The 24,338-nt window shown below is 61.3% G+C and carries 20 protein-coding genes; 11 read left to right on the forward strand and 9 right to left on the reverse strand.

Annotation, left to right across the window (positions count from 1 at the left end; translation table 11 throughout):
- Positions 1–127: 127 nt before the first annotated feature.
- On the forward strand, positions 128–1,786 hold the full coding sequence (locus KTJ77_RS05810) for a DEAD/DEAH box helicase (RefSeq protein ID WP_217337512.1): 1,659 nt from the start codon (positions 128–130) through the stop codon (positions 1,784–1,786).
- 43 nt (positions 1,787–1,829) lie between these two features.
- On the opposite strand, the gene KTJ77_RS05815 is transcribed toward KTJ77_RS05810, so the two are convergent.
- From KTJ77_RS05815 to KTJ77_RS05845, 7 genes are all read right to left on the reverse strand, one after another.
- Positions 1,830–2,498 (reverse strand): DNA alkylation repair protein, encoded by a 669-nt coding sequence (locus KTJ77_RS05815; protein WP_217337513.1) that lies wholly within the window; start codon positions 2,496–2,498, stop codon positions 1,830–1,832.
- The gene (locus KTJ77_RS05820; protein WP_254367624.1) at positions 2,495–3,295 is read right to left on the reverse strand and encodes a 3-methyladenine DNA glycosylase; all 801 of its coding nucleotides are present in this window, start codon (positions 3,293–3,295) and stop codon (positions 2,495–2,497) included. The genes KTJ77_RS05815 and KTJ77_RS05820 overlap by 4 nt, the downstream gene beginning before the upstream one ends.
- 106 nt (positions 3,296–3,401) lie before the next feature.
- Positions 3,402–4,034, reverse strand: a complete 633-nt coding sequence (locus KTJ77_RS05825) for a YigZ family protein (protein ID WP_217337514.1) — start codon at positions 4,032–4,034, stop codon at positions 3,402–3,404.
- A gap of 73 nt (positions 4,035–4,107) precedes the next feature.
- Positions 4,108–5,775 (reverse strand): cytochrome bc complex cytochrome b subunit, encoded by a 1,668-nt coding sequence (locus KTJ77_RS05830; protein WP_367948898.1) that lies wholly within the window; start codon positions 5,773–5,775, stop codon positions 4,108–4,110.
- A gap of 17 nt (positions 5,776–5,792) precedes the next feature.
- The gene (locus KTJ77_RS05835) at positions 5,793–6,854 is read right to left on the reverse strand and encodes a ubiquinol-cytochrome c reductase iron-sulfur subunit (protein ID WP_217337515.1); all 1,062 of its coding nucleotides are present in this window, start codon (positions 6,852–6,854) and stop codon (positions 5,793–5,795) included.
- Between the two features lie 38 nt (positions 6,855–6,892).
- Positions 6,893–7,693, reverse strand: a complete 801-nt coding sequence (locus KTJ77_RS05840) for a c-type cytochrome (RefSeq protein ID WP_217337516.1) — start codon at positions 7,691–7,693, stop codon at positions 6,893–6,895.
- A 21-nt stretch (positions 7,694–7,714) separates the two neighbouring features.
- The gene (locus tag KTJ77_RS05845; protein WP_217337517.1) at positions 7,715–8,344 is read right to left on the reverse strand and encodes a heme-copper oxidase subunit III; all 630 of its coding nucleotides are present in this window, start codon (positions 8,342–8,344) and stop codon (positions 7,715–7,717) included.
- A 195-nt stretch (positions 8,345–8,539) separates the two neighbouring features.
- On the opposite strand from KTJ77_RS05845, the gene trpD reads away from it, so the two are divergent.
- Positions 8,540–9,607: an anthranilate phosphoribosyltransferase gene (trpD, locus tag KTJ77_RS05850; protein WP_217337518.1), complete on the forward strand. Its 1,068-nt coding sequence runs from the start codon at positions 8,540–8,542 to the stop codon at positions 9,605–9,607.
- A gap of 51 nt (positions 9,608–9,658) precedes the next feature.
- Here trpD and KTJ77_RS05855 read toward each other — a convergent pair whose 3' ends face one another.
- Complete coding sequence (locus tag KTJ77_RS05855) at positions 9,659–10,582, reverse strand: 5'-3' exonuclease (RefSeq protein WP_254367376.1); 924 nt, start codon at positions 10,580–10,582, stop codon at positions 9,659–9,661.
- A 51-nt stretch (positions 10,583–10,633) separates the two neighbouring features.
- Here KTJ77_RS05855 and KTJ77_RS05860 point away from each other — a divergent pair, with 51 nt between their 5' ends.
- The 5 genes from KTJ77_RS05860 (at position 10,634) to uvrB (ending at position 16,087) form a co-directional block, all read left to right on the forward strand.
- Positions 10,634–10,996 (forward strand): TraR/DksA C4-type zinc finger protein, encoded by a 363-nt coding sequence (locus KTJ77_RS05860; protein ID WP_254367377.1) that lies wholly within the window; start codon positions 10,634–10,636, stop codon positions 10,994–10,996.
- A 48-nt stretch (positions 10,997–11,044) separates the two neighbouring features.
- A complete protein-coding gene (locus KTJ77_RS05865) occupies positions 11,045–11,551 on the forward strand; it encodes a GNAT family N-acetyltransferase (protein ID WP_217337519.1) in 507 nt (168 codons plus the stop codon).
- 223 nt (positions 11,552–11,774) lie between these two features.
- Positions 11,775–13,226: a 30S ribosomal protein S1 gene (rpsA, locus tag KTJ77_RS05870; RefSeq protein WP_217337520.1), complete on the forward strand. Its 1,452-nt coding sequence runs from the start codon at positions 11,775–11,777 to the stop codon at positions 13,224–13,226.
- Positions 13,227–13,339: 113 nt separating this feature from the next.
- Positions 13,340–14,011, forward strand: coding sequence for a dephospho-CoA kinase (coaE, locus tag KTJ77_RS05875; protein ID WP_217337521.1), 672 nt, complete (start codon positions 13,340–13,342; stop codon positions 14,009–14,011).
- Positions 14,012–14,020: 9 nt separating this feature from the next.
- A complete protein-coding gene (gene uvrB / locus KTJ77_RS05880) occupies positions 14,021–16,087 on the forward strand; it encodes an excinuclease ABC subunit UvrB (RefSeq protein ID WP_217337522.1) in 2,067 nt (688 codons plus the stop codon).
- A 98-nt stretch (positions 16,088–16,185) separates the two neighbouring features.
- On the opposite strand, the gene KTJ77_RS05885 is transcribed toward uvrB, so the two are convergent.
- Complete coding sequence (locus tag KTJ77_RS05885; RefSeq protein WP_254367378.1) at positions 16,186–16,413, reverse strand: hypothetical protein; 228 nt, start codon at positions 16,411–16,413, stop codon at positions 16,186–16,188.
- 43 nt (positions 16,414–16,456) lie between these two features.
- Here KTJ77_RS05885 and KTJ77_RS05890 point away from each other — a divergent pair, with 43 nt between their 5' ends.
- The 4 genes from KTJ77_RS05890 (at position 16,457) to uvrC (ending at position 24,323) form a co-directional block, all read left to right on the forward strand.
- Positions 16,457–16,912, forward strand: a complete 456-nt coding sequence (locus tag KTJ77_RS05890) for a MarR family winged helix-turn-helix transcriptional regulator (RefSeq protein WP_217337524.1) — start codon at positions 16,457–16,459, stop codon at positions 16,910–16,912.
- Positions 16,913–17,088: 176 nt separating this feature from the next.
- Complete coding sequence (locus KTJ77_RS05895; protein WP_217337525.1) at positions 17,089–19,338, forward strand: 5'-nucleotidase C-terminal domain-containing protein; 2,250 nt, start codon at positions 17,089–17,091, stop codon at positions 19,336–19,338.
- A gap of 138 nt (positions 19,339–19,476) precedes the next feature.
- Entirely contained in the window at positions 19,477–22,461 is a 2,985-nt protein-coding gene (gene uvrA, locus KTJ77_RS05900; RefSeq protein ID WP_217337526.1) for an excinuclease ABC subunit UvrA, read from the forward strand.
- Positions 22,461–24,323: an excinuclease ABC subunit UvrC gene (gene uvrC / locus KTJ77_RS05905; RefSeq protein ID WP_217337527.1), complete on the forward strand. Its 1,863-nt coding sequence runs from the start codon at positions 22,461–22,463 to the stop codon at positions 24,321–24,323. The genes uvrA and uvrC overlap by 1 nt, the downstream gene beginning before the upstream one ends.
- Positions 24,324–24,338: the final 15 nt, after the last annotated feature.

Here is a 24,338-nt window from a genome sequence, read left to right on the forward strand (position 1 = left end):
ATCCCGAAATGTGCTGCAAGCAAGGCCGCTGAGCTGATTGATTTCTTCTACCGCGGCGATCGGAGCTAGAGCTGCTCCACCGCCTGACGGTGAATGACGCCGTCGCGTTCTCATGCTCAGAAAGTACATGTCTATTCAGACTACCCAGACCTCTTCGTCGTTCGCCGACCTCGGCGTCCCCGCGACGATTGTCAATGCCCTCATCGCGGAGGGGCGCCCCACGCCGTTCCCCATTCAGGAGTCCACCCTCCCGTCGACCCTTGCTGGCGTTGACGTTCTCGGCCGCGGACGCACTGGTTCCGGCAAGACTCTCGCATTCGCGATTCCACTTGTCGCTCGCCTCGGATCCCTTCGTGCAGGTGAAAAGCGTCGTGGCCGTCGTCCTGCGGGCCTCGTGTTGTCTCCGACGCGCGAACTGGCGACGCAGATTGCCGCCACGATTGAACCCCTTGCTAAGGCTGAGGGCCTCAAGGTCACGACGATCTTCGGTGGTGTGTCCCAGAAGCGTCAGGAAGATGCCCTGCGCGACGGTGTCGACATTATCGTGGCGTGCCCTGGTCGTCTCGAAGACCTCATGAAGCAGGGCTATGTGCACCTCAATGAGGTCTCGATCAGCGTGCTTGACGAAGCTGACCACATGGCAGACCTCGGCTTTCTCCCCGGCGTGACCCGTATCATGTCGGCCACCCACCCCAACGCACAGCGCCTCCTGTTCTCGGCGACGCTCGACAATGGTGTGGACAAGATTGTGAAGCGATTCCTGCGCAACCCGGTCGAGCACACGGTCGATGAGGCGAATGCACCCGTCGTCGACATGACTCACCACCTGTTTGCCATTGAAGACCAGGATTCGAAGAACGCGATTGTGAAGGCGCTGGCTTCTGGCTCGGCGCGCCGCATGTTCTTCATGCGCACCAAGCACCAGGCAAAGAAGCTCGCAAAGCAGCTCACCGCGTCGGGCATTCCCGCTGTCGACCTGCACGGAAACCTGTCGCAGGCCGCTCGTGATCGCAACCTTGCTGCCTTCTCCTCCGGCGAAGTGAAGGTTCTTGTGGCCACCGATGTGGCCGCTCGCGGCGTGCACGTTGATGGCGTTGACCTCGTTGTGCACGTTGATCCGCCCGCCGAGCACAAGGCGTACCTGCACCGTTCCGGTCGCACGGCGCGCGCAGGCAACTCGGGTGACGTCGTGACGCTGATGCTTGAAATTCAGCGCAAGGACACACTCGACCTGCTGAAGAAGGCGAAGATTAAGGTCACACCGCAGCGTGTCACCGCATCGTCAGAGGCCGTCGTTGCCATGGTCGGCGAGGTCGCCCCACGCGTCGCACCGCGGCCAGGCGGTCCTGGCGTCGGCAACCAACCGCTGCAGACGGCGCCGACAGGCAAATCGCAGGGCGCCAATGCGCAGCGCAAGCGTCAGGCTCGTGAGCAACGTGCCACAAACGGAACCACGTCGCGCCCTGCGCGCACGCGGAGCGAGGGTACGTCGGCACGCCAGGACGATGGTCGTGCCGATGGCGAGCGGACGCAACGCCGTCAGCGCGCAGCACAAACGGGTGGCCGGAATGAGCCGCAGCGTCACCGTACCGAGTCACGCTCGTACGGCGAGAGCGCTCGGCACACTGATGCGCCGCGCACGAGCGGGGGAGCGTCACGTCAGGGCAGTGGTCGAAACCACGCTGAGAGCCCGCGTCATGGTTCCGCTCCTTCGCAAAACAGCGGTCGGCCTGCCGGTCAGCGACGCCGTGCTGGCCGCGCCAGCGGTGCCCCGACCAGTCGATAACGATGGCAAATAGGTTGAGCCCGGCCAGATGGCCGGGCTCAACCTATTTTTCGCCTTCGCGACGACGGACGATCTCGTTAATCCACGTCGGTGCGAATGGCGAGGTGCAGTTTGGGGGAGTCGGGTAGTCCTTGAGAACTTCGAGCCGTTCGCCAATCTCAAGCGCCCGCGCTCGTAAATGCGGGTGATGGATCCCGATGGTGGCGAGCGTCTCGTTCATATTCCACTGCAGGGTGCCAGACGCGGACGCCATTTCGCCCTCGATCTGGTCAAGCAACGCCTCCAGATCAAGGCCCGCGGGCTTCTTCACGACGCGATCGGTCGTCAGCGCCCACCCTGCGGCACGAACGTGGGCATCAGAGTCGGCGAACCAAGCGTTACGCAGTTCTGACGCGAGCGGAGACTTCTTCGCGATGTAGTTGACCAGCCAGTCCGTTGTTTTCGGGGTGCGCGACTCCCGCAGCATGCGATCGAGCTCGGCGGTGGTGTACTCCTTGGGGCGACTGATCAGTAACGCAACGAGGCGTGCAGGCGTGATGTCGGTGTCCCACAGTTCGCCGGCCAGCGCACGGTTCATGCCGATGCGTTTCGCCAGCGCGCGGAGCTTCGAGAGGTTGACGCCGTGATCGTCTCCGTGGCGTTCGTTGATGGCGCGCGCCTTGGGATCTTCCAACGTGGCTAGTTCATCAAGCACATCCTGCACGGTGGTCATGCCGTCTCCTCAAAGGTGGTCACTGCTGAAATCATGGCTTCGCGAAGCGCTTCAGCACGTGCTGCGAATTCACGTTGACGTTGCACATACTCAGCCTTGCCAGCCGGGGTTTCTACCGCAACAGCCGGATAGCCCCATGCGGTGATGTCGTATGGCGATGCCTGCATGTCGAGCAGGCGAATATCTCGTGCCAGCTCAAACGAATCAAGCAGGATATGCCCGGGCACGAGTGGCCCCAGTTTCAGCGCCCACTTATAGAGATCCATGCCGGCGTGCAGGCACCCGGGCTGTTCCATCGCCAGCTGCAGTTGCCTGGTGGGGGCGACGGAGTTTCGCGGTATCGCTTCGGGTGTAAAAAATCGGTAGGCGTCGTAGTGCGTGCATTTCAGATCGGCGGCCTCGACGACCGCATCGGTGCCTGCTTGCCCCAGACGTAAGGGCGCAGCGTGGCGATGTTCATCTTGACGGTAGACCATGGCCCACTCGTGCATGCCAAAGCAATCGAAACGGCCTGGCCTGGTCGCCGTAGCGCGCAGGAGTGACACCACGTGCTGCACGCCGCCGCCACGCAACTCCGCGAACGCTGCCGTATCCAGCCGCGTGGTTCCGTCGGCATCCGTGACATACCAGCGCATTTCGGCACGGGACGTGTTCGCGCCATCGGCCAACGCGACGCCGACTCCTGGGTGCCACTTGCGCATGACCGTCGGCTTGTACGAATAGTAGGTGAACAGAAAGTCCCAGACTGGATGCTTCTCATGACGCAGGGACCGCGCACGATGGGCGGCGGTGAGCATATCGGCACGCTCGTGATGCGCGCGTTCCAATGCCGTCCACGTATCCCGTGGCAGCACCGTCTCTGATCTCACCGAAACAACACTCACTGTTCTATTCTCGCAGTGATTATTGCGCGTTGACCCAGCGCGAACCACCGGGTTCCGGAACCACGGAACCAGCGCTGAGAGCCGCAAGAATACCGGCGAGAGAGTCAGCGGTAGCACGGTCAGAACCCACCGTGAGCGATACGTCTGTGCCCCAGACCGAGTCGATAATGGTGAAGCCGCGACGGCGGAGGTCAGCTTCGACGGCACCGGCCGACGCGAGGGGGAGCGCGACGTGCTGTTCGATCATCAGTTCGCGTCGGATAGTCGGCGCAACGTCGAGCGCAGCACGCACCGCATCTGAATAGGCTCGGATGAGCCCGCCAGTGCCGAGGAGTGTGCCGCCGAACCAGCGGGTGACGACGGCGACAACATCGCTGACGCCAGAGCCATTCAGCACATCCAGCATGGGTGCGCCAGCCGTGCCGCTAGGCTCGCCGTCGTCGCTCGAGCGCCGGAGCGATCGGTCAGGGCCGATAACAAATGCGAGGCAATGGTGGCGCGCGTCGTGAAACTGCTCTTTGGTTTGCGCCCAAACAACGCGCGCGTCAGCGTCACTTGTCACCGGCGTGAGGGTGCACAGAAATCGTGAGCGCTGTACCTCGATCTCCGCCGTCGCCTGGGCAGCGAGAGCGGTGTACTGAGACGGGGTCACGACAATCCTTGGTTCGGGGGAGATGGGAACCAGAAGGGCCCCGATCCGAAGATCGGGGCCCTTCTGGCATTACTTAGTGCTTGCTGTCTGTGCCAGCTTCGACCTCACCGGTTTCGCCGTGACCGGCAACACCGTGTGCGTGGTGCGAAGCAGCTTCGTCGAGCTCAGCCTGCGTGACCGGTGCGAGGCGGTCTTCGAAGAACCAGCGCGACAGTGCCGCACGGAACTTCTGCATGGCCGGGATCCGGCCCTTGTCGTTCGGGCGAACAACCAGGGGCTCGTAGGTCTCGTAGTCGACCAGCTTGACCATTTCGTACTCGTCCACCGGCTGGTGAACTTCGATGTACTCGCCACCCGGGAGGCGGACGATGCGGCCCGACTCGTAACCGTGCAGGGCAATCTCGCGGTCCTTCTTCTGCAGTGCGATCGCGATGCGCTTCGTGATGAAGTACGCGAGGATCGGGCCGAGGAAGAGGAGAGCCTGCAGTGTGTGGATGACGCCTTCCATCGTGAGGTGGAAGTGCGTTGCCATGAGGTCAGACGATGCTGCCGCCCACATGACTGCGTACATCGTGACACCGGCTGCACCGATAGCGGTACGAGTTGCTGCCTGACGCGGGCGCTGAGCAATGTGGTGCTCGCGCTTGTCTCCCGTGATCCACGCCTCGATGAAGGGGTAGAAGAGGACGAGCAGGATGAACACACCGATGATCGCGACCGGGATCAGGATTCCGAGCGAGAGCGTGTGGTTGAACAGCACGACATCCCAGTTCGGCGGAGCCAGACGCAGCATACCGTCAGCAAAACCGATGTACCAGTCAGGCTGGGTACCAGCAGAAACCGGCGACGGGTCGTACGGGCCGTAGTTCCAGACCGGGTTGATCTGGAAGAGCGACGCGATCAGCACGATCACACCGAACGTGATGAACAGGAAGCCGCCCATCTTCGACATGTACACGGGCATCATCGGGTAGCCGACGACGTTGTTGTTCGAGCGACCGGGGCCGGCGAACTGCGTGTGCTTGTTGACGATCATGAGCACGAGGTGAAGACCGATGAGGGCGATCACCAGTAGCGGCAGGATCAGGATGTGCAGCGTGTACAGGCGGCCGACGATGTCAGTTCCCGGGAACTCGCCACCGAACAGCAGGAACGAAGTCCAGGTTCCGATGACGGGGAAGCCCTTGATCATGCCATCGATGATTCGCAGACCGTTACCCGAGAGCAGGTCGTCGGGGAGCGAGTAGCCGGTGAAGCCTTCTGCCATCGCGAGGATGAAGAGAACAAAACCGATGACCCAGTTGAGCTCGCGCGGCTTGCGGAATGCGCCGGTGAAGAAGACGCGGAGCATGTGCACACCGATACCAGCAACGAAGATCAGGGCTGCCCAGTGGTGGATCTGGCGAACCAGAAGGCCACCGCGGAGGTCAAACGAGATGTAGAGCGTCGACTCCATGGCCGCCGACATCGGAATTCCCACCATCGGCGCGTAGGCACCCGTGTAGTGAGTTTCGACCATCGAAGCGTCGAAGAAGAACGTCAGGAAGGTTCCGGAGAGGAACACAACCACGAAGCTCCACAGCGCAATCTCACCCAGCATGAACGACCAGTGGTCGGGGAAGATCTTGCGACCGAGCGCCTTGACGAAGCCGGAGAGGCTCGTGCGCTCATCGAGGTAGTTGGCTACGCCACCGACGAACTTGCCGCCGAGCGGAGCCTGCTTCTCGCCCTTGTCAATCACAGGGCTGTTTGCGGTACTCAATGACGCTCCCAGAAGCTCGGGCCGACGGGCTCGGTGAAGTCGCTACGTGCCATCAGGTAGCCCTCATCGTCGACGGTGATGGGCAGCTGCGGAAGCGGGCGTGCCGCCGGTCCGAAGATAACTGCCGCGTGGTTAGTGATGTCGAACTGCGACTGGTGGCACGGGCACAGCAGGTGGTGCGTCTGCTGCTCGTACAGAGCAACGGGGCAACCGACGTGCGTGCACACCTTCGAGTAGGCGACGATGCCGTGGTACGACCAGTCCTTGCGCTCGGGCAGCTCGTTGAGCTTGTCCTCGGGAACGCGAACCAGGAGAACGATGGCCTTGGCCTTCTCCTCGAGGTAGCCGTCCGAGTGCGGGATCTCCGACAACGGCTGGGGGATCACGTGAACAACGGAACCATAGGTGAGATCCGATGCCTTGATGCGCTCACCAGACGGGTCGTGAGCAAGGTACATGTCCTTGTCCCACATCGTTTCCTTCAGCAGTGCGACGGGGTCAACACCGTGCGGAGCGAGGCCGCGGAAGAGCGTGATGCCCGGGATGACGCTGGCAACGATCGCTGCGATGAGCGAGTTGCGGATCATCGCACGGCGGCCGAAGCCACTCTCTTCGTTAGCGTCCGCGAAGTCCTGGATGGCAGCCGCGCGAGTCTCTTCTGAGCCGCGGGTAGCGTGGCGCTCCTCGGTGAACTCCTTGTCACTCATCAGCGCCTTGGACCAGTGAATGGCACCAATACCGATGGCAAGGAGGGCGAGTGCGATGCCGAGACCGATGTACAGGTTGTTCGCGCGCACAGCGGCGATCGGGTTGACCTGATCTTCGATCGGGAACAGCATGTAGGCGGCTACCGCCCAGATGCTGCCGGCAAGCGACAGGTAGAAGAGCGAGTAGACGGTGCGCTCGGCACGCTTCTCAGCCTTCGGATCCTTGTCGGTCATTCGCTCGCGGTGCGGCGGCAGACCGGGGTTGACTGCAGGGTCATCGACCTTGACGGCGATGCCCGATGAAGGCTGGTAGCTGTGCTCCAGCGCCTTCGGGTCATCCACGTGAGTCATTGTGCTCCTCGTATCTCAAGCTTAAAAATGAACCTGCGTTAGTTGGACTTCGCGGTGATCCACACCGTGAGTGCAACGAGCGCGCCGATTCCAAAAATCCAGACGAACAGACCTTCAGACACTGGGCCGAGCGATCCGAGCGTCATCCCACCGGGGGACGGCTCATTCTGCATGTAGAGAATCGCGGAGATGATGTCGCGCTTCTCGTCTTCGGTCAGGGTCATGTCATTGAAGACCGGCATATTCTGCGGGCCGGTAACCATGGCGGCGTACAGGTGCAGCGCCGAGGTGTTCATCACGGACGGAGCGTACTTGCCCTCGGTCAGTGCGCCACCGGCACCAGCAACGTTGTGGCACATGGCGCAGTTGATGCGGAAAAGCTCAGCACCGGCTGCGATGTCGCCACCGCCGTCGAGAATGCTGTCATCCGGGAACGTGGCGCCGCCACCCTCCTGCTGGACCCAGGCGGCGACGGCAGCAATCTGCTCGTCGGTGAACTGCGGAGCCTTCTGCGGTGCCTGCGGTGACTGCGCCTGCATCGGCATACGGCCGGTTGCCATCTGGAACTCGACAGCGAGCTCACCGGTGCCGACAAGGCCCGGACCGTTCTCGCTACCTTCAAGGTTCATGCCGTGGCACGTTGCACAGTTCGCCTGGAAGAGCTTCTTGCCGTCGTCAACCGTCAGCTCGGTCGCTACCGTCGACGACGGTGTTGCTGCCATGGCTGCGGATGCGCCAGCGTATGCTCCACCGGTCAAAAGCAGGCCGATGCCGATCAGGGCAACAGTGGCCATGCGGCTGCGGCGGCCGCCAGCGCGGGTCTTCTTCTCGCGTGACATATCGAGTTCAGCTCTGCTTTCTTACTTGAGGAAGTAGATGACGAGGAACAGGACGATCCAGACCACGTCGACAAAGTGCCAGTAGTACGACACGACGATTGCGGTGGTGGCTTCCTTGTGACGGAAGTTCTTCACTGCGTACGCGCGTCCGATGACGAGGAGGAAGGCAATAAGACCACCGGTCACGTGCAGAGCGTGGAAGCCCGTCGTGATGTAGAAGGCCGAAGCGTAGGAGTCAGCCTGAATAGGCAGCCCCTCGACGACCAGCGTGGTGTATTCCCATACCTGACCGGCAACGAAGATCGCGCCGAGTGCGAAGGTGATCCAGAACCACGGAACCATTCCCATACGCTTCTTGCCCTCGGAGATTCCGGAGTAGGGCTGGAAGCGCTCTGCGGCGAAGACACCCATCTGACAGGTGAACGAAGACGCCACCAGGATCAGGGTGTTTACCGTCGCGAACGGAATGTTCAGGAGTTCGGTACGGGCCGCCCATAGCTCGGGAGAAGTACTCCGAAGCGTGAAGTAGATGGCAAACAGGCCAGCGAAGAACATAACCTCGCTACCAAGCCACACGATGGTACCGACCGAAACCGGGTCTGGCCTCTTAACTGTTTTTGCCGCCGGGGCATGCGTCACTGTGCTCGTCACCCTTCCATTATGGCTGATAACCGAGCGTGTTTTATGCACTCGGCCGTATCAAACTGAGTTCGAGTGAACTTAGGGCATCCTTACAAGTGCCTGGGAACCTGCCTTGTATCAGGCACATTCACGCTGTGAGCCGCGGAATGACACATGACGTTACCGACGCACTGTCGGCGTGTCGAGGCTCGCTAATATTGAGTAATGTTCGACGAGATCTCGTGGCCCCATGTTCTGACCACCCTTTTAGACCGCAAGGATCTCAGTGTGTGGGAGTCCACCTGGGCGATGCGCGAGATCATGCAAGGCCGCGCGACAGAGGCACAGCTTGGCGGTTTTCTCATCGCGCTCCGTGCCAAAGGCGAGACCGTTGATGAGATCGTCGGCTTCCGCGATGCGATTCTGGAATCAGCGCTCGATCTTCCGGTGCCTGCCGGCGTGCTCGACATTGTGGGTACGGGCGGCGATCGATACGGCACCGTCAACGTTTCGACAATGGCGTCCATTGTGTGTGCGGCCAGTGGGGTCCCCGTGGTGAAGCACGGCAATCGCGCCGCCACGTCTTCTTCTGGTGCGTCGGATGTGGTGAGTGCCCTTGGCGTCAACCTGAATACGACACCGGAACAGGTCGCCGAGGTGTTGGAAACCGTTGGCCTTTCATTTGTCTGGGCTGCAGCGTTTCACCCGGGGTTCCGTTTCGCTGGCCCAACGCGCTCCGAGCTTGGCGTGCCGACCGTCTTCAATATCCTTGGCCCCCTGTGTAACCCCGCCCGTGCGGAAGCGAATGCCGTCGGCGTTGCGCAGCTTGACCGTGTGCCCCTTATTACCGGTGTGTTCCGCACCCGAGGCGCCACCGCGCTGGTGTTCCGCGGCGACGATGGCCTTGATGAGCTCACGATCACGGGTCACAGCAGAATTTGGGAAGTGTCTCGTGGAGACATCCACGAGCACGACCTTGACCCGCGCGACCTCGGCTTCGCATATGCCTCGATTAACGACATCAAGGGCGCAGACCCCACCTACAACGCGCAGGTTGTGCGCGACGTTCTCTCGGGCGCCGAGGGTCCTGTCCGCAATATCGTGTTGTTGAATGCCGCGGCAGGAATCGTTTCGTACCGGCTATCGCACGACCCTTCCCAGGTGCAGCGCTCGATGGTGGAGCGACTTGCCGAAGGCCGAGATCAGGCGGCGGCAGCGATCGATAGCGGTGCTGCGGCAGCCAAACTTGATGAGTGGGTGCGTGCCACGCAGTCGTACGCGACTGTCAACTAGCCCGAGCTCCACAATGCTGGCCGAGAGTCGTTGCACTCTCGGCCAGCATTGTTATCCGCGTAAAGCAATCGCTGCGGCGAAACGTTCCCACGCAGAGGTATATGCCCACTGATCGGCGAGCGCGGCCGCGCGCTGTGCTTCGTCTGAAGACAAGGGGGAGAGGGGAGCCGGAGGGAGTGTCACGTTGACGTCTTGCGCGACTCGCACCACGGTGGGTGCGACATCCAGATATTCGGCTGCTGCGACTATCTTCTTCGCCACACCAGCTGACATGCCTGTCCCTTCTGCCGCGGCAACGCGAATGGCATGCAAATCACCGTGGTTTTGCAGGAGCGTCGCCGCGGTTTTCTCGCCGACCCCTGGCACTCCGGGAAGCCCATCAGACGCATCGCCGCGCATCGTCGCGAAGTCCGCATACTGATCTGCGCGCACCCCATACTTCCCTTGGACGACGTCGTCAGTGACAATCTCAAGGTTGCTCATACCGCGCGCGGTGTAAATCACCCGCACGTCTCGCGAGTCGTCAACCAACTGGAAGAGGTCGCGATCGCCTGTCACGATGTCGACGTGGCGGTCCGCGAGTGTCGCAAGAGTGGCGACGATGTCATCTGCCTCATAGTCCGCGTGTCCAACGATGGGGATGTTGAGCGAAGTGAGCATGTCGCGAATGATGGGAATTTGAGTTTGGAGAGGGTCAGGAACCTCTTCAACGTCAGCGCCGCCGGCAACTTCTGTAACGACGCGGTGCGTTTTATATGTCGGAATCAGGTCGACGCGCCATTGCGGGCGCCAATCGTCGTCCCAGCACGCGATGACGGTGTCCGGCTGGTAGAGCGTCACCAGTTTGGTGATGATGTCCAGCAATCCACGTAGCGCGTTGACACTGGTTCCGTCAGCCGCCTTCACTGAATCTGGCACCCCGTAAAACGCTCGGAAATAGAGAGAAGCGGTATCCAGAAGCATTGTGCGTGGCATGGCGTCATTGTGCCATGCGACAACGTCTGTGGGGCACCGTAAAGTGAACGCATGGCGGAGTCCAGGCAACAGCAGTTCCACGCCCTCCTCGAAGAGAAGCGCGCAGAAATCCAACGTGCGCTCGACGCGGCTGAGCAGTCGCTGGCGATGGTCGCACAGTCGCGTGATCAGGCCGGGGGAGATGACGAGCATGATCCCGAGGGTGTTCCGCTGTCAAGCGAATGGGCCCGAGTTGATGCGGTCGCCGCGGAGGCTCGTGCGCGGCTCGATGAGGTTGACGCGGCGTGTGCGCGGCTGGAGCGCGGAACCTATGGGTTCTGTCGGATTTGCGGTGAAGCGATCCCGCTCGAGCGACTGCGGATTCGACCGTACGCGGATGTCTGCGTGCCGTGCGGCTCACGGCCGCGCAGGTAATGAACCGTGGCGGCAGGAGCGGCGTCCAACAGACCATAGGCTGGATTCATGCTTCCCGTTACCCTGACCGATGGTGCCATCCTGCGCGAAGCGCGCCTCGATGACGCCGCAGCGTTGCTCGCCCACATTAAAGATCTTGCCGAGTACGAGCGCGAGCCTGACGCTGTCTTGAACACGACCGAGGCGATTGAGGCGACCTTCTTTAGTGAGAATCCCCACGCCTTCGCGCACGTGGTCGAGCGCGATGGTTCCGTTGTCGGCATCGCCATTTGGTTCTTGACCTATTCCACCTGGACGGGCACTCACGGTATCTGGTTGGAAGACCTGCACGTGTATCCCTCCGAGCGTGGTCGTGGGTACGGTAAGCAACTCATGGCGTCCGTCGCTGCTGTTTGCGCCGAACGGGGGTATCGCCGCATGGAGTGGACGGTCTTGAACTGGAATGAGCCGGCAATTGGCCTGTATCGATCGCTGGGGGCAGCCCCGATGGATGAGTGGACAACGCAACGTTTAGTCGGGGACGCTCTCGATTCGCTCGCGGCCACGCTTTCCTAGGCGACGCCCTGCTTTTGCCCCGTTCGGGACTGCATGCCGCGCGTGTCGTTTAGCGGGGTAATTCTGATATGCTGAGGTGTCATCTTTGTGACTCAACACGAGTTACGAAATGTATGACACAAAAATCCATTTGCTTTTGCGCCTGAGGTCGCGTGCGTCAAACCACGCCATCGTTGACGGAGCCGGAGCCCGAGCTTCCAATCCAACAAGGACAACCCACTACATGACTAACGCAACCGCCCCGGCCACCAAGCAGGTCGCCATCAACGACATCGGATCTGCTGAGGACTTCCTGGCCGCGGTCGAACTGACTATCAAGTCTTTCAACGACGGCGACATCATCGAAGGAACGATCGTCAAGATCGACCGCGATGAGGTTCTCCTCGATGTCGGCTTCAAGACCGAGGGTGTTATCCCCTCGCGTGAACTGTCGATCAAGCACGACGTTGACCCTAACGAGGTCGTTTCCGTCGGTGACCTGGTCGAGGCACTTGTTCTCCAGAAGGAAGACAAGGAAGGCCGCCTGATCCTGTCGAAGAAGCGCGCACAGTACGAGCGCGCTTGGGGCGACGTGGAGAAGATCAAGGAAGACGACGGCGTCGTCACCGGTTCTGTCATTGAGGTTGTCAAGGGTGGTCTCATCGTTGACATCGGACTCCGTGGCTTCCTCCCGGCATCGCTCATCGAGCTGCGCCGTGTTCGCGACCTGACGCCGTACCTCGGCCAGGAAATTGAAGCGAAGATCCTCGAGCTCGACAAGAACCGCAACAACGTTGTGCTGTCGCGCCGTGCTCTGCTCGAGCAGACGCAGTCGGAGACCCGCACGCACTTCCTTAACAACCTGCACAAGGGTCAGGTTCGCAAGGGTGTTGTTTCCTCGATCGTTAACTTCGGTGCGTTCGTTGACCTCGGTGGCGTTGACGGTCTCGTCCACGTTTCCGAGCTGTCGTGGAAGCACATCGAGCACGCTTCTGAGGTCGTCGAGGTTGGCCAGGAGGTCACCGTCGAGATTCTTGAGGTTGACCTTGACCGTGAGCGCGTCTCGCTGTCGCTGAAGGCAACGCAGGAAGACCCGTGGCAGGTATTCGCACGTACCCACGCAATCGGTCAGGTTACCCCCGGTAAGGTCACCAAGCTGGTTCCGTTCGGTGCATTCGTGCGCGTTGCCGACGGCATCGAGGGTCTCGTTCACATCTCCGAGCTCTCGGGCAAGCACGTTGAGCTTGCTGAGCAGGTTGTTTCGGTCGGTGACGAGGTCTTCGTTAAGGTCATCGACATCGACCTCGAGCGTCGCCGCATCTCGCTGTCGCTGAAGCAGGCTAACGAGTCGGTTGACCCCTACGGCACCGAGTTCGACCCGGCTCTGTACGGCATGGTTGCTGAGTACGACGAAAACGGCGAGTACAAGTACCCGGACGGCTTCGACGCTGAGTCGGGCGCTTGGAAGGAAGGCTTTGACGCCGAGCGCGAGAAGTGGGAGCAGGACTACGCTGCTGCCCAGGCTCGTTGGGAAGCTCACAAGGCTCAGGTCATCAAGGCTGCTGAAGCAGAGGCTGCTGCTCCCGAGTTCGATGCAGGCGCATCGTCCTTCTCGAGCGACTCCGCTGCTGCCGGCACGCTGGCTGACGACGAGGCACTCGCGGCTCTCCGCGAGAAGCTCTCGGGCAACGCTTGATCTAACGATCAACTGACGGGGCCGGAACCTTTTGGTTCCGGCCCCGTTTTTTCTTTCGTTGCGGAGCCAAAACGGCGCGAGACTGCGGTGCTGGCTCTGGCAGGATGTTGCGTATGTCTCTTATTGCGCTCACCGGCGGGATCGCATCCGGAAAGTCCTCGATCGCTCGGCGCTTCGCTGAACACGGTGCGGTCGTGGTGGATGCCGACGCTGTTGTGCGTGAGCTGCAGGAGCCAGGAACCCCGGTGTTAGCAGCCATGGTTGCCGAATTCGGTGCCGACATTCTGGATGAGTCTGGCGCGTTGAAGCGCGCCGAGCTCGGGGCCAGGGTCTTTGGTTCACCCGAGAAAGTGGCGGCTCTCAATGGCATCGTGCATCCCGCGGTGCGGGCCGAAACGGAGCGGCGCTTCGCTGAGGCTATCGCTGCGGATCCTGATGGTGTCATCGTCTACGACGTTCCGTTGCTTGTTGAAGCGCGAGCAAGCGACCCGTGGGATTTGATTATCGTGGCGCATGCGCCGGCAGCAGAGCGCATTGCTCGTCTCATTGAATTCCGAGGGATGAGCGAAGACGAAGCACGCGCCCGCGTCAGCTCGCAGATTCCAGACGAGCAGCGTCTGGCTATTGCTGACGTGGTGATTGACACGACGGCCTCCCTTGATCAGACGCTCATGGAGGCGGATCGCGTGTGGAACGATCTCCGCCCACTGTTACGTGCGGCTCGAGAGCGGCGTGCAGTCTCCGGTACTGCCGCTCCCGCGTCCAGTGTCGGAGGTCACGCGTAGGCTGGTTGCATGCAACCAACGCGCGCCGTCCGTCCCTTCGAGGTCATCAGCGAATACGAGCCGTCAGGTGATCAGCCGCAGGCCATCGCACAGCTCGCGGCGCGCATTAACGCAGGTGAAACCGACGTCGTGCTCCTCGGCGCTACCGGTACAGGTAAGTCGGCAACAACCGCCTGGCTTGTCGAGCAGGTGCAGCGCCCCACGCTCGTGCTCGCGCACAACAAGACACTCGCAGCGCAGCTCGCCAACGAGTTTCGCGAGCTGATGCCGAATAACGCCGTCGAGTACTTCGTCTCGTACTACGACTATTACCAGCCAGAAGCGTACGTCCCGCAGACAGACACTTTTATTGAAAAGGATTCGTCTGTGAACGCGGAGGTTGAGCGCCTGCGCCACTCTACGACCAACTCGCTGCTGTCGCGCCGCGACGTGATCGTGGTGTCGACCGTGTCATGCATTTATGGTCTCGGTGCCCCTGAGGAGTACCTGCGCGCCATGGTGGCGCTGCAGGTGGGGGAGCAGTACGACCGTGATGCGTTGATCCGCCAATTCATTTCCATGCAGTACAACCGCAACGACGTTGACTTCTCGCGCGGCAATTTCCGTGTCCGCGGCGACACGATCGAGATCATTCCGGTGTACGAGGAATACGCCATTCGAATCGAAATGTTCGGCGACGAGATCGAAGCCCTGTACCGGTTGCACCCGCTGACGGGTGATGTCATTGACAAACTGGATTCGGTTCCGATTTTCCCTGCCTCCCACTACGTCGCGGCCAACGACGTCGTACAGCGTTCTATCAAGACGATTGAGGACGAGCTGGCAGAGCGTCTGAAAGAGTTCGAAGGCCAGGGCAAGCTGCTCGAAGCGCAACGCTTGCGGATGCGCACCACGTTTGACCTTGAGATGCTGCAACAGCTGGGCTTCTGCTCAGGCATCGAAAACTACTCGCGTCACATGGACGGACGCCAGCCGGGGGAGCCGCCACATACGCTGCTTGACTTCTTCCCCGATGATTTCCTGCTCGTAATCGACGAGTCGCACGTCACCGTTCCGCAGATTGGTGCGATGTATGAGGGCGATGCGTCGCGCAAGCGCACACTTGTCGAGCACGGTTTTCGTTTGCCGAGCGCCATGGATAACAGGCCGTTGCGCTGGGACGAGTTCAAGAACCGCGTCGGCCAGACGGTGTACCTCTCGGCAACCCCTGGCAAGTACGAAATGGGTATCGCAGACGGCGTCGTCGAGCAGATCATCCGACCAACCGGCCTTGTCGACCCGGAGATCGTGGTTAAGCCATCCAAGGGGCAGATCGATGACCTGCTCGAGCAGATTCGCATTCGCGTAGAAAAAGATGAGCGCGTGCTCGTCACGACGCTCACGAAGAAGATGGCGGAAGAACTGACCGACTTCTTCCAAGAACACGGCGTGCGGGTTCGCTACCTGCACTCCGACGTTGACACCCTGCGCCGCGTTGAGCTGCTGAGCGAGTTGCGCGCAGGCGTCTACGACGTTCTGGTCGGTATCAACCTTCTTCGCGAGGGTCTCGACCTGCCCGAGGTGTCACTGGTCGCGATTTTGGACGCTGACAAGGAGGGCTTCCTGCGCAGCGGAACCTCGTTGATCCAGACAATTGGGCGTGCGGCTCGTAACGTTTCCGGTGAGGTGCACATGTATGCCGATCGGATCACGGATTCCATGGCGAAAGCGATCGAAGAGACCGAACGTCGACGCGAGAAGCAAATCGCATACAACACGGAACACGGCATCGACCCGCAGCCGCTGCGCAAGAAGATCGCCGATATCACCGATGCGTTGGCGCGCGAAGGCGCAGACACAAAAGCGATGCTCGCGCGCTCAGGCGGAGGCAAGCGCAAGTCGCCGACGCCGCGATTGGGCCGCGAAGGGATCGCTGCTGAAGGTGCAACCCAACTGGAAGAGACGATTGCCGACCTGACCGAGCAAATGCTCACGGCGGCACAGGAGCTCAAATTTGAGCTGGCTGCGCGGTTGCGCGATGAAGTTCAAGACCTCAAGCGTGACCTGCGTCAAATGGAGAAGGCCGGGCACGCGTAGGAGGGTGTCGCAGTCGCGGAGGCGGAGCCGTTCAGGCGTAACTGGTGCGGTGGAGCGGCTTTGGCGTAGCTGGTGCGGCGGAGCGGCTCAGGACCCTGTTATGACGGGCAGTGCATAAGAGGTTTCGGGCCCGAACGGTCGAACTCATGCTCGTTCATCGGGTGACCACACAACGGGCACGCCTTCGCGACGGAAGACTCGACGGGCGTGCTCTCATACGGGCCGACAGAGGCGGGGCCAGCGAACTTGATCAGGCGCGAGTTTAAGAACGAGTACAGACCCCCGGCCTCGCGGATGCGGACACTGAGCGGCTTCTTATCTGGCATAACCCTTAGTGTACTAAACATTAGGGTCGTATAGACTCCAATCATGACGATGTCCCGCGACGAGACGCTCGCCCTCGATAGCCAGCTGTGCTTTGCACTCGTGACGGCAGCGCGCAACGTCGTCTCGGTCTACCGGCCAATCCTCGAGCCGTTGGGGCTCACGCATCCGCAATATCTCGTGATGTTGGCGCTTTGGGAATCGTCACCGCGCACCCTCAACGACCTCGCTGATGCGTTGGCAATGGACCCGGCGACGGCGTCTCCGCTGGTGAAGCGTCTCGAGTCGATGGGCTTCGTTGCCCGCCAGCGCAGTGCGACCGATGAGAGGCGGCTCGATATCGCCGTCACCGCGGAGGGTGCGGCGCTTCGAGAACGGGCGTTAGAGGTTCCGCCCGCCGTCGTCGAAGCCACCGGAATGTCTTTCGAAGACATTGCGTCGCTACGCGAGTCCCTGCGCCCGTTTGCTGGCAAGAAATTCTCGGCGCTCCCGCGCGATTGATGAGACATCCCTCATGAAGCGCGGGCGGCGAGACGTCATTCGCGCGCAATTCCTCGTGCCATGCACGCGCTGCCGATGAGAACTCTCTCAGGCTGAGTCGTTCTGTCGCTGGTGTCCATATGCTCGCGCGAGGGACGGCTTTTGCCGCGCCCGCTCGAAGGAAGGGACTCATCCGAATGTCTTCATCATCCGTGCGGCGTCGCCGCGTCGGTCTCGCAGCCGTAACCACGGTGGCGCTTGCGTGCGGTGGCGCACTCGCTGCCGTGCCGGCAGCCGCGGCCGACCCCGTCACCATCAATCTGGTGACGTTCAACGATTTCCATGGCCGCATTGAGAACGACCCGTTCAGTGCAGCAGCGGGAATCGCGGCCCTTGCCGGGGCCATCGACCAGGTGCGAGCAACGAACCCGAATACGGTTGTCGCTGCGGCTGGCGACCTGGTGGGCGCGTCAACCTTCGCGTCCTTTATTCAAAACGACGAGCCGACGATTGCGGCGCTGACCGCCGCAGGCCTCGACGTCAGCTCAGTGGGCAACCACGAGTTCGATCAGGGCTGGGGAGATTTGCGTGATCGCATTCAGCCAGCAGCGGGCTGGCAGTACATTGCCGCGAACCTGCACCGGCTCACCGGCGAGCCAATCATGCCCGAGTACTACACCCAAACTTTTGACGGCGTGACGATTGGTTTCATCGGAGCCGTCACAGACGAACTCCCGTCGCTGGTGAGTCCCGCTGGCATCGCTGACGTGGTTGTGGGCGATGTGGCCGACAACGTCAACCGCGTCGCCGACGACCTTCGCGACGGCGACCCATCCAATGGTGAAGCCGACATCGTTGTGCTCTTGGTGCACGAGGGTGCCGCGAACACCACGATCGAGGCGGCAACGGACCCATCCTCACCCTTTGGCCGCATTGTGACGCAGGTCGACGCTGATGTCGACGCGATCGTGTCAGGCCACACGCACTTGGCGTACAACCACGTGATCGACGGCCGACCCGTGATTTCGTCAGGGCAATACGGAGAGAAGTTCTCCAATCTGCAGATCGTCGTGGATTCTGAGACAAAACAGCTTGTCTCGATGCTGAACGAGACGTTCGCGCTGAAAACCGGGCAGACGCTCAACTACCCGGAGAACGAAGCCATCAAGAACGACCTCGTCGCTCCGGCATCCGCCTACGCGTTTGAACGAGGCAAGGTCTCGCTGGGCTCCATCGCAGCCGACTTCAACAGGGCAAAGCAGGCGAACGGAACCACGGAGAACCGTGGCGGAGAGTCGACGCTGGGCAACTGGGTCGCAGACGTGCACCTGTGGGCTGCTCAGCAGCAGGTGCCAGAGACGCAGATTGCCTTTATGAATCCCGGCGGTCTTCGTGCTGATCTGCGCTACGCGTCTTCGGCTGACTACGACGCCGACGGCAACGTGACATACAAGGAGGCGGCTGACGTTCAGCCGTTCGCAAACGGCCTCGTGACGCTGTCGCTCACTGGCGAGCAGATTCGCACCGTTCTTGAACAGCAGTGGCAGCCGGCGGGAGCATCCCGACCTTTCCTGAAGCTCGGTGTGAGTGAGGGTTTCCAGTACACCTTCGACCCGACGGCGCCGGTCGGGCAGCGGATCACGTCGATCACCTTGAACGATGTCGAGCTTGACCCACAGGCGACCTACGGCGTCGTGGCTAATGCGTTCCTTGCGAGCGGAGGCGACAACTTTGGTGCCTTCGCGGACGGGACAAACCGTGCGGAATCCGGCGTGAGCGACCTGCAGGCCGTTGTGAACTGGTTTGTTGAGCATCCGGTCGCTGAAACGAATCTGGCTCAGCGCGCCGTCGGCGTTCAGACCAGCGCGCCGGCCAGCCCTGACGGCTTTGTCGCGGGGGAGACGGTCACTCTCACGTTGTCCGGTCTCGAATTCTCCTCGACGGAGCAGGTTGCCGGCACCGTCACTGCGACGCTCGGAACATCCAGCGTCACGACCGACATCACCCGTACTGTTACGGCAACCGATGACCTCACGGGGCAGGCGACGGTTTCGCTCGTGGTTCCCGCCGACGTCAGTGGCGCCGTCTCCATCGCGATCACGACCCCGACCGGAACGTCCGTGCAGGTTCCGATTGTGGTCAAAGAGCCGATCGTGAAGATCGATACGACGACGATCGTCTTCGCTAATCGTGTGCTGGCAAAGTCGAACCAAAAGGTCAAGGTCACCGCGCTCGTCGTGGCCCAGGGCACGAAGGCCGGCGGAACCGTGACGCTGTACGACGGTACCGCTGCTGTCGGTAGTGCCAGCGTCGACAAGCACGGAGTCGCCAAGTTCACGATCGCGAATCTGACGGTCGGCATGCACAAGTTGACGGCCGTTTACGAAGGCACTGACGCGCTGAACGGCTCGACGAGCTCGGCATGGCCGGTGTACGTCTGGCGCTAATCGCACACGCGTAGTCCATGAGGCGGTGGACGAAGGAGCCGTGGTTTCTTCGTCCACCGTTTCGCGTTGACAGCGTCGTTTCCTGGCAACAGGTGCAGGAGCGACGCCAGTGTCGGAGGCCACGCCTAGACTTGACGGGTGCCCATTGTCTCGCTTCCGAACTCGTCCAAACTGACCGTCCGCGGTGCTCGCGTCCACAACCTGCAAAACGTTGATCTCGACATTCCGCGCGACGCCATGGTGGTCTTCACCGGCCTGTCTGGTTCCGGCAAGTCCAGTCTCGCGTTCGACACCATCTTTGCCGAGGGGCAGCGTCGCTACGTCGAGTCGCTGAGCGCTTATGCGCGCCAGTTCCTCGGGCAGGTTGATCGTCCTGACGTCGATTTCATCGAGGGTCTGAGCCCGGCGGTGTCAATCGACCAGAAGTCCACGAACCGTAACCCGCGCTCGACGGTCGGCACGATCACCGAGATCTACGACTACATGCGTTTGCTGTGGGCGCGCATTGGTGTGCCGCACTGCCCGGAATGTGGTGAGGTGATTCAGCGTCAGACCGTTCAGCAGATTGCTGACCAACTGATGAATCTGCCTGAGCGCACGCGCTATCAGGTTGTCGCGCCTGTCGTGTCGCAGAAGAAGGGCGAGTTCGTCGACCTGTTCCGTGAGCTCGGTGCCAAGGGGTTCAGCCGCGCGATGGTCGATGGCGAGATGATTCAACTGGCGGAGCCGCCCACCCTGAAGAAGAGCTACAAGCACGACATCGCCGTCGTTATCGACCGCCTGGTCGCGGGCCCAGGAATCCTGAGCCGCATCACGGATTCGGTGGAAACGGCGCTGGGGCTGACGAACGGCATCGTGCAGGTCAACTTTGTCGATGAAGAGGGCGATGCGGCGTGGCAGTCGTTCTCCGAGAAACTGGCATGTCCTAACGGCCACCCCGTCCAACTCACCGAGATCGAGCCCCGTACGTTCTCGTTCAACGCGCCGTTCGGAGCCTGCCCCACATGTTCGGGTCTTGGCACTCGCATGTCGGTCGATAGTGAGCTACTGCTCGGCGATGTCGAGCTGTCGATCCGCGATGGCGTCGTGATCCCGTGGACAACGCAGGGCAAGGGGCTCTTCCAATACTACGAGCGCCTTCTGGAAGGTCTCGCACGCGACTTGGACTTCTCCCTCGATACACCGTGGAACCAGTTGAGCACCGAGGTGCAGGAGGCCGTGCTGCACGGCGAAAACTATAAGGTCACGGTGAAATGGAAGAACCGTTACGGCCGTGAAATGCGCTATGCCTCCGGCTTCGAGGGTGTGGTTCCGTACATCGAGCGCCAATACCAGCAGGCGGAGAGCGACACGCAACGACAGCGCTGGGCAGAGTACCTCCGCGAGGTTCCGTGTGCCGCCTGCAACGGCGACCGCTTGAAGCCCGAAGTGCTGTCGGTACTCATTCACGGCCACTCGATCGCCACGACGACGCGCCTCAGCCTCGCCGATGCTCACGACTTCTTCGAAAAGCTGCAACTGAACGACCGCGAGGCAAAGATTGCCGCGCAGGTGTTGCGCGAAATCCGGGTGCGCCTGCAATTCCTGATTCAGGTGGGGCTCACGTACCTCAACCTGTCGCGCTCGGCCGGATCGCTATCGGGCGGAGAAGCGCAGCGCATTCGGTTGGCGACTCAGATCGGTTCCGGCCTCACCGGTGTGCTTTACGTTCTGGATGAGCCCAGCATCGGGCTGCATCAGCGTGACAACCGCCGCCTCATTCAGACCCTTGTCACCCTCCGCGACCTCGGCAACACGCTGATCGTTGTCGAGCACGATGAGGAGACCATCGAGGCGGCAGACTGGATCGTTGACATCGGCCCGGGCGCTGGCGTGCACGGCGGCACTGTCGTGCACTCGGGGCCGTATGCCGAGCTGCTGGCTGATACCAACTCGATGACAGGCGACTACCTTTCTGGGCGCCGTTCGATTGCGCTGCCCGACAAGCGCCGCCCGATCGATCCGGATCGACAGATTTCCGTTGTCGGCGCGCGTGCCAACAACCTTCGCGATGTGACAGCTGACTTCCCCCTCGGCGTCTTCACCGCGGTCACCGGCGTCAGTGGTTCCGGCAAATCGTCACTCGTCAACGACATCCTGTACCGAGTTCTCGCTGGCCGCCTCAACGGTGCGCGCACCCTGCCTGGTAAGCACTTGCGTGTCACGGGCCTGGACAACCTCGACAAGGTTGTGCACGTCGACCAGGCACCGATTGGTCGTACGCCGCGCTCGAACCCGGCAACCTACACCGGCGTATTTGACCGCATTCGTACGCTGTTCTCGGAGACGACCGAGGCGAAGGTGCGTGGCTATCAGCCCGGCCGTTTTTCGTTCAACGTCAAGGGCGGCCGTTGCGAAGCGTGCTCGGGTGACGGAACCATCAAGATCGAGATGAACTTCCTGCCTGACGTGTACGTGGCGTGCGAGGGCTGCCAGGGCAAGCGCTACAACCGCGACACCCTCGCCGTGCACTACAAGGGCAAGAACATTGCAGAAGTGCTGGAGATGCCGATCGCCGAGGCGGCCGAGTTCTTCGAACCGATCCAGGCGATTCACCGCTACCTGAAGACGCTGGTTGATGTCGGTCTCGGCTACGTTCGCCTTGGCCAATCTGCGACGACCCTGTCAGGTGGCGAAGCGCAGCGTGTGAAGCTCGCGACCGAACTCCAGCGCCGCAGCAACGGGCGCAGTATCTATGTGCTGGATGAACCCACCACAGGTTTGCACTTCGAAGACGTCCGCAAGCTTCTCGAAGTGCTCAACGAACTCGTCGACAAGGGCAACACGGTTGTCGTCATCGAACACAACCTGGATGTCATCAAGTCGGCTGACTGGGTGCTCGATCTCGGCCCTGAAGGTGGGTCAGGCGGTGGCATGATCATGGCGACAGGGACGCCGGAAGACATCGCGCTTTCTGAAGAAAGTCACACCGGTCATTTCCTCAGGGAGATCTTCGCGAAGGCGGGCGTTGACCCGGCGACGGCACCACGCCCGAAGTTCGTGAAGAAGAAGGCGGCAGAACCGGTGAAGAAGACCGCGGCGAAGAAGAAGACATCGGCGGCACGGGCCAAGAAAGCCAGCTAATGGCGACCGATCTGCCCTACAAGCCGAAGCCGGGGGAGATACCGACCAACCCGGGTGTCTACCGGTTCCGTGATGCGGCCGGGCGTGTGCTCTACGTCGGAAAGGCGAAGAGCTTACGGCAACGGCTGTCGAACTATTTCGCGCCGCTACACACGTTGCACGAGCGTACACGGCGGATGGTGACGACAGCTGCGAGCGTGGAGTGGACCGTCGTCGATAGCGATGTCGATTCTCTCCAGTTGGAGTACATGTGGATCAAGGAGTTCGATCCACCGTTCAACGTGCGGTACAAAGACGACAAGTCCTACCCGTACATGGCGATCACGCTCGCCGATGAAGCACCGCGCGTCATTGTGACGCGCAACCCGAAGATTCGCGGGGCAAAGTACTTCGGTCCCTATCCGAAGGTGTGGGCGGTGCACGACACGATCGATCAAATGATCAAGGTGTTCCCCATCCGCACGTGCTCGGATGCCGCCTACAAGCGCGCAATGCAGTCGGGCAAGCCGTGTTTCCCCGGTCAGATTGGGCGGTGCGGTGGGCCGTGCTCAATGAAGGTGACGATTGCGGAACATCGCGCCATGGTGGATGACTTCGTCGCGTTTATGTCTGGGGGAGACTCTCGTTTCACCAAGAAGCTGACCGCGCAGATGCAGGACGCTGCTGCCGCAATGGACTACGAGGCAGCCGCAAAGTACCGTGACCAGTTGGCCTCGATTGAAGCCGTGCTCAGTAAGAGCGCGTTGGTCCTACCCGCCGACGAAGACGCGGATCTCTTTGGAATTGCCGAAGACGAGCTCGCCGCCGCCGTGCAACACTTCATCATCCGTGGCGGACGCGTGCGCGGCGTGCGATCAACAACCGTCGAAAAAGAGATCGACATCAGCGGAGCAGAGCTTGTTGATCAACTGCTACAGCGCGTCTACGGCGACGCAACCGCGGAGTCCATTCCCAAGCGTGTGCTGGTTCCGTCGCTTCCTGAGGATGCCGAAGAACTTGAGCAGTGGCTGCGTGCTCGTCGCGGGAAGTCCGTGCAGTTAAAAGTCGCCCAGCGCGGGCAGATGGCCGACATCATGAAGACCGCGACTCTCAATGCGTCGCAAGCGCTCATGCTCCATAAGACGCGCAGGTCAGCCGACTATGTTGCCCGGTCGCGCGCGCTCACCGATCTGCAAGAAGCGCTCGGCCTGGAAACGGCGCCGTTGCGCATCGAGTGCTACGACATTTCGCACCTGTCAGGCACGAATGTTGTGGCCTCGATGGTCGTGTTCGAAGACGGGCTCGCACGGAAAGACCAGTACCGCTCGTTCAATATTGCGGAGACGACGGACGATACCGACTCGATGTACCAAGTGCTCACGCGGCGCCTCGCGCGCCTCGACGATGAGGCGGAAACAGTCGACGAAGCCGGAAATCGGAAGCGCTTCTCTTATCCGCCGCAACTGCTCGTTGTTGACGGCGGCCAGCCGCAGGTGGCGGCAGCCGCACGCGCTCTCGCTGACGCAGGGCGCACCGATATTGCGCTGTGCGGAATTGCCAAAAGACTCGAAGAGATCTGGCTTCCAGGCGATGACTACCCGGTCATTCTGCCGCGCACGAGCGAAGCCCTTTATCTGATTCAACGCTTGCGCGATGAGGCGCACCGTTTCGCCATCACCCACCAGCGCAAACGCCGTAAACGTGACATTACGACGGTGCTTTCCGAGGTTCCTGGACTCGGCGAAGCACGCATCAAAGCGTTGCTGCGGCACTTTGGTTCCGTCGCGGCGCTCAAGAACGCGAGCGCTGATGAGATCACTCAGGTTCCAGGCATCGGGCCGAGTCTGGCAGAAACCGTGAGCGAGCACCTCAAAGGTCGCTAGGCTTACACCAGCGAG

This window comes from Microbacterium sp. NC79, from assembly GCF_019061125.1.
In the GTDB taxonomy this organism is placed as follows: domain Bacteria; phylum Actinomycetota; class Actinomycetes; order Actinomycetales; family Microbacteriaceae; genus Microbacterium.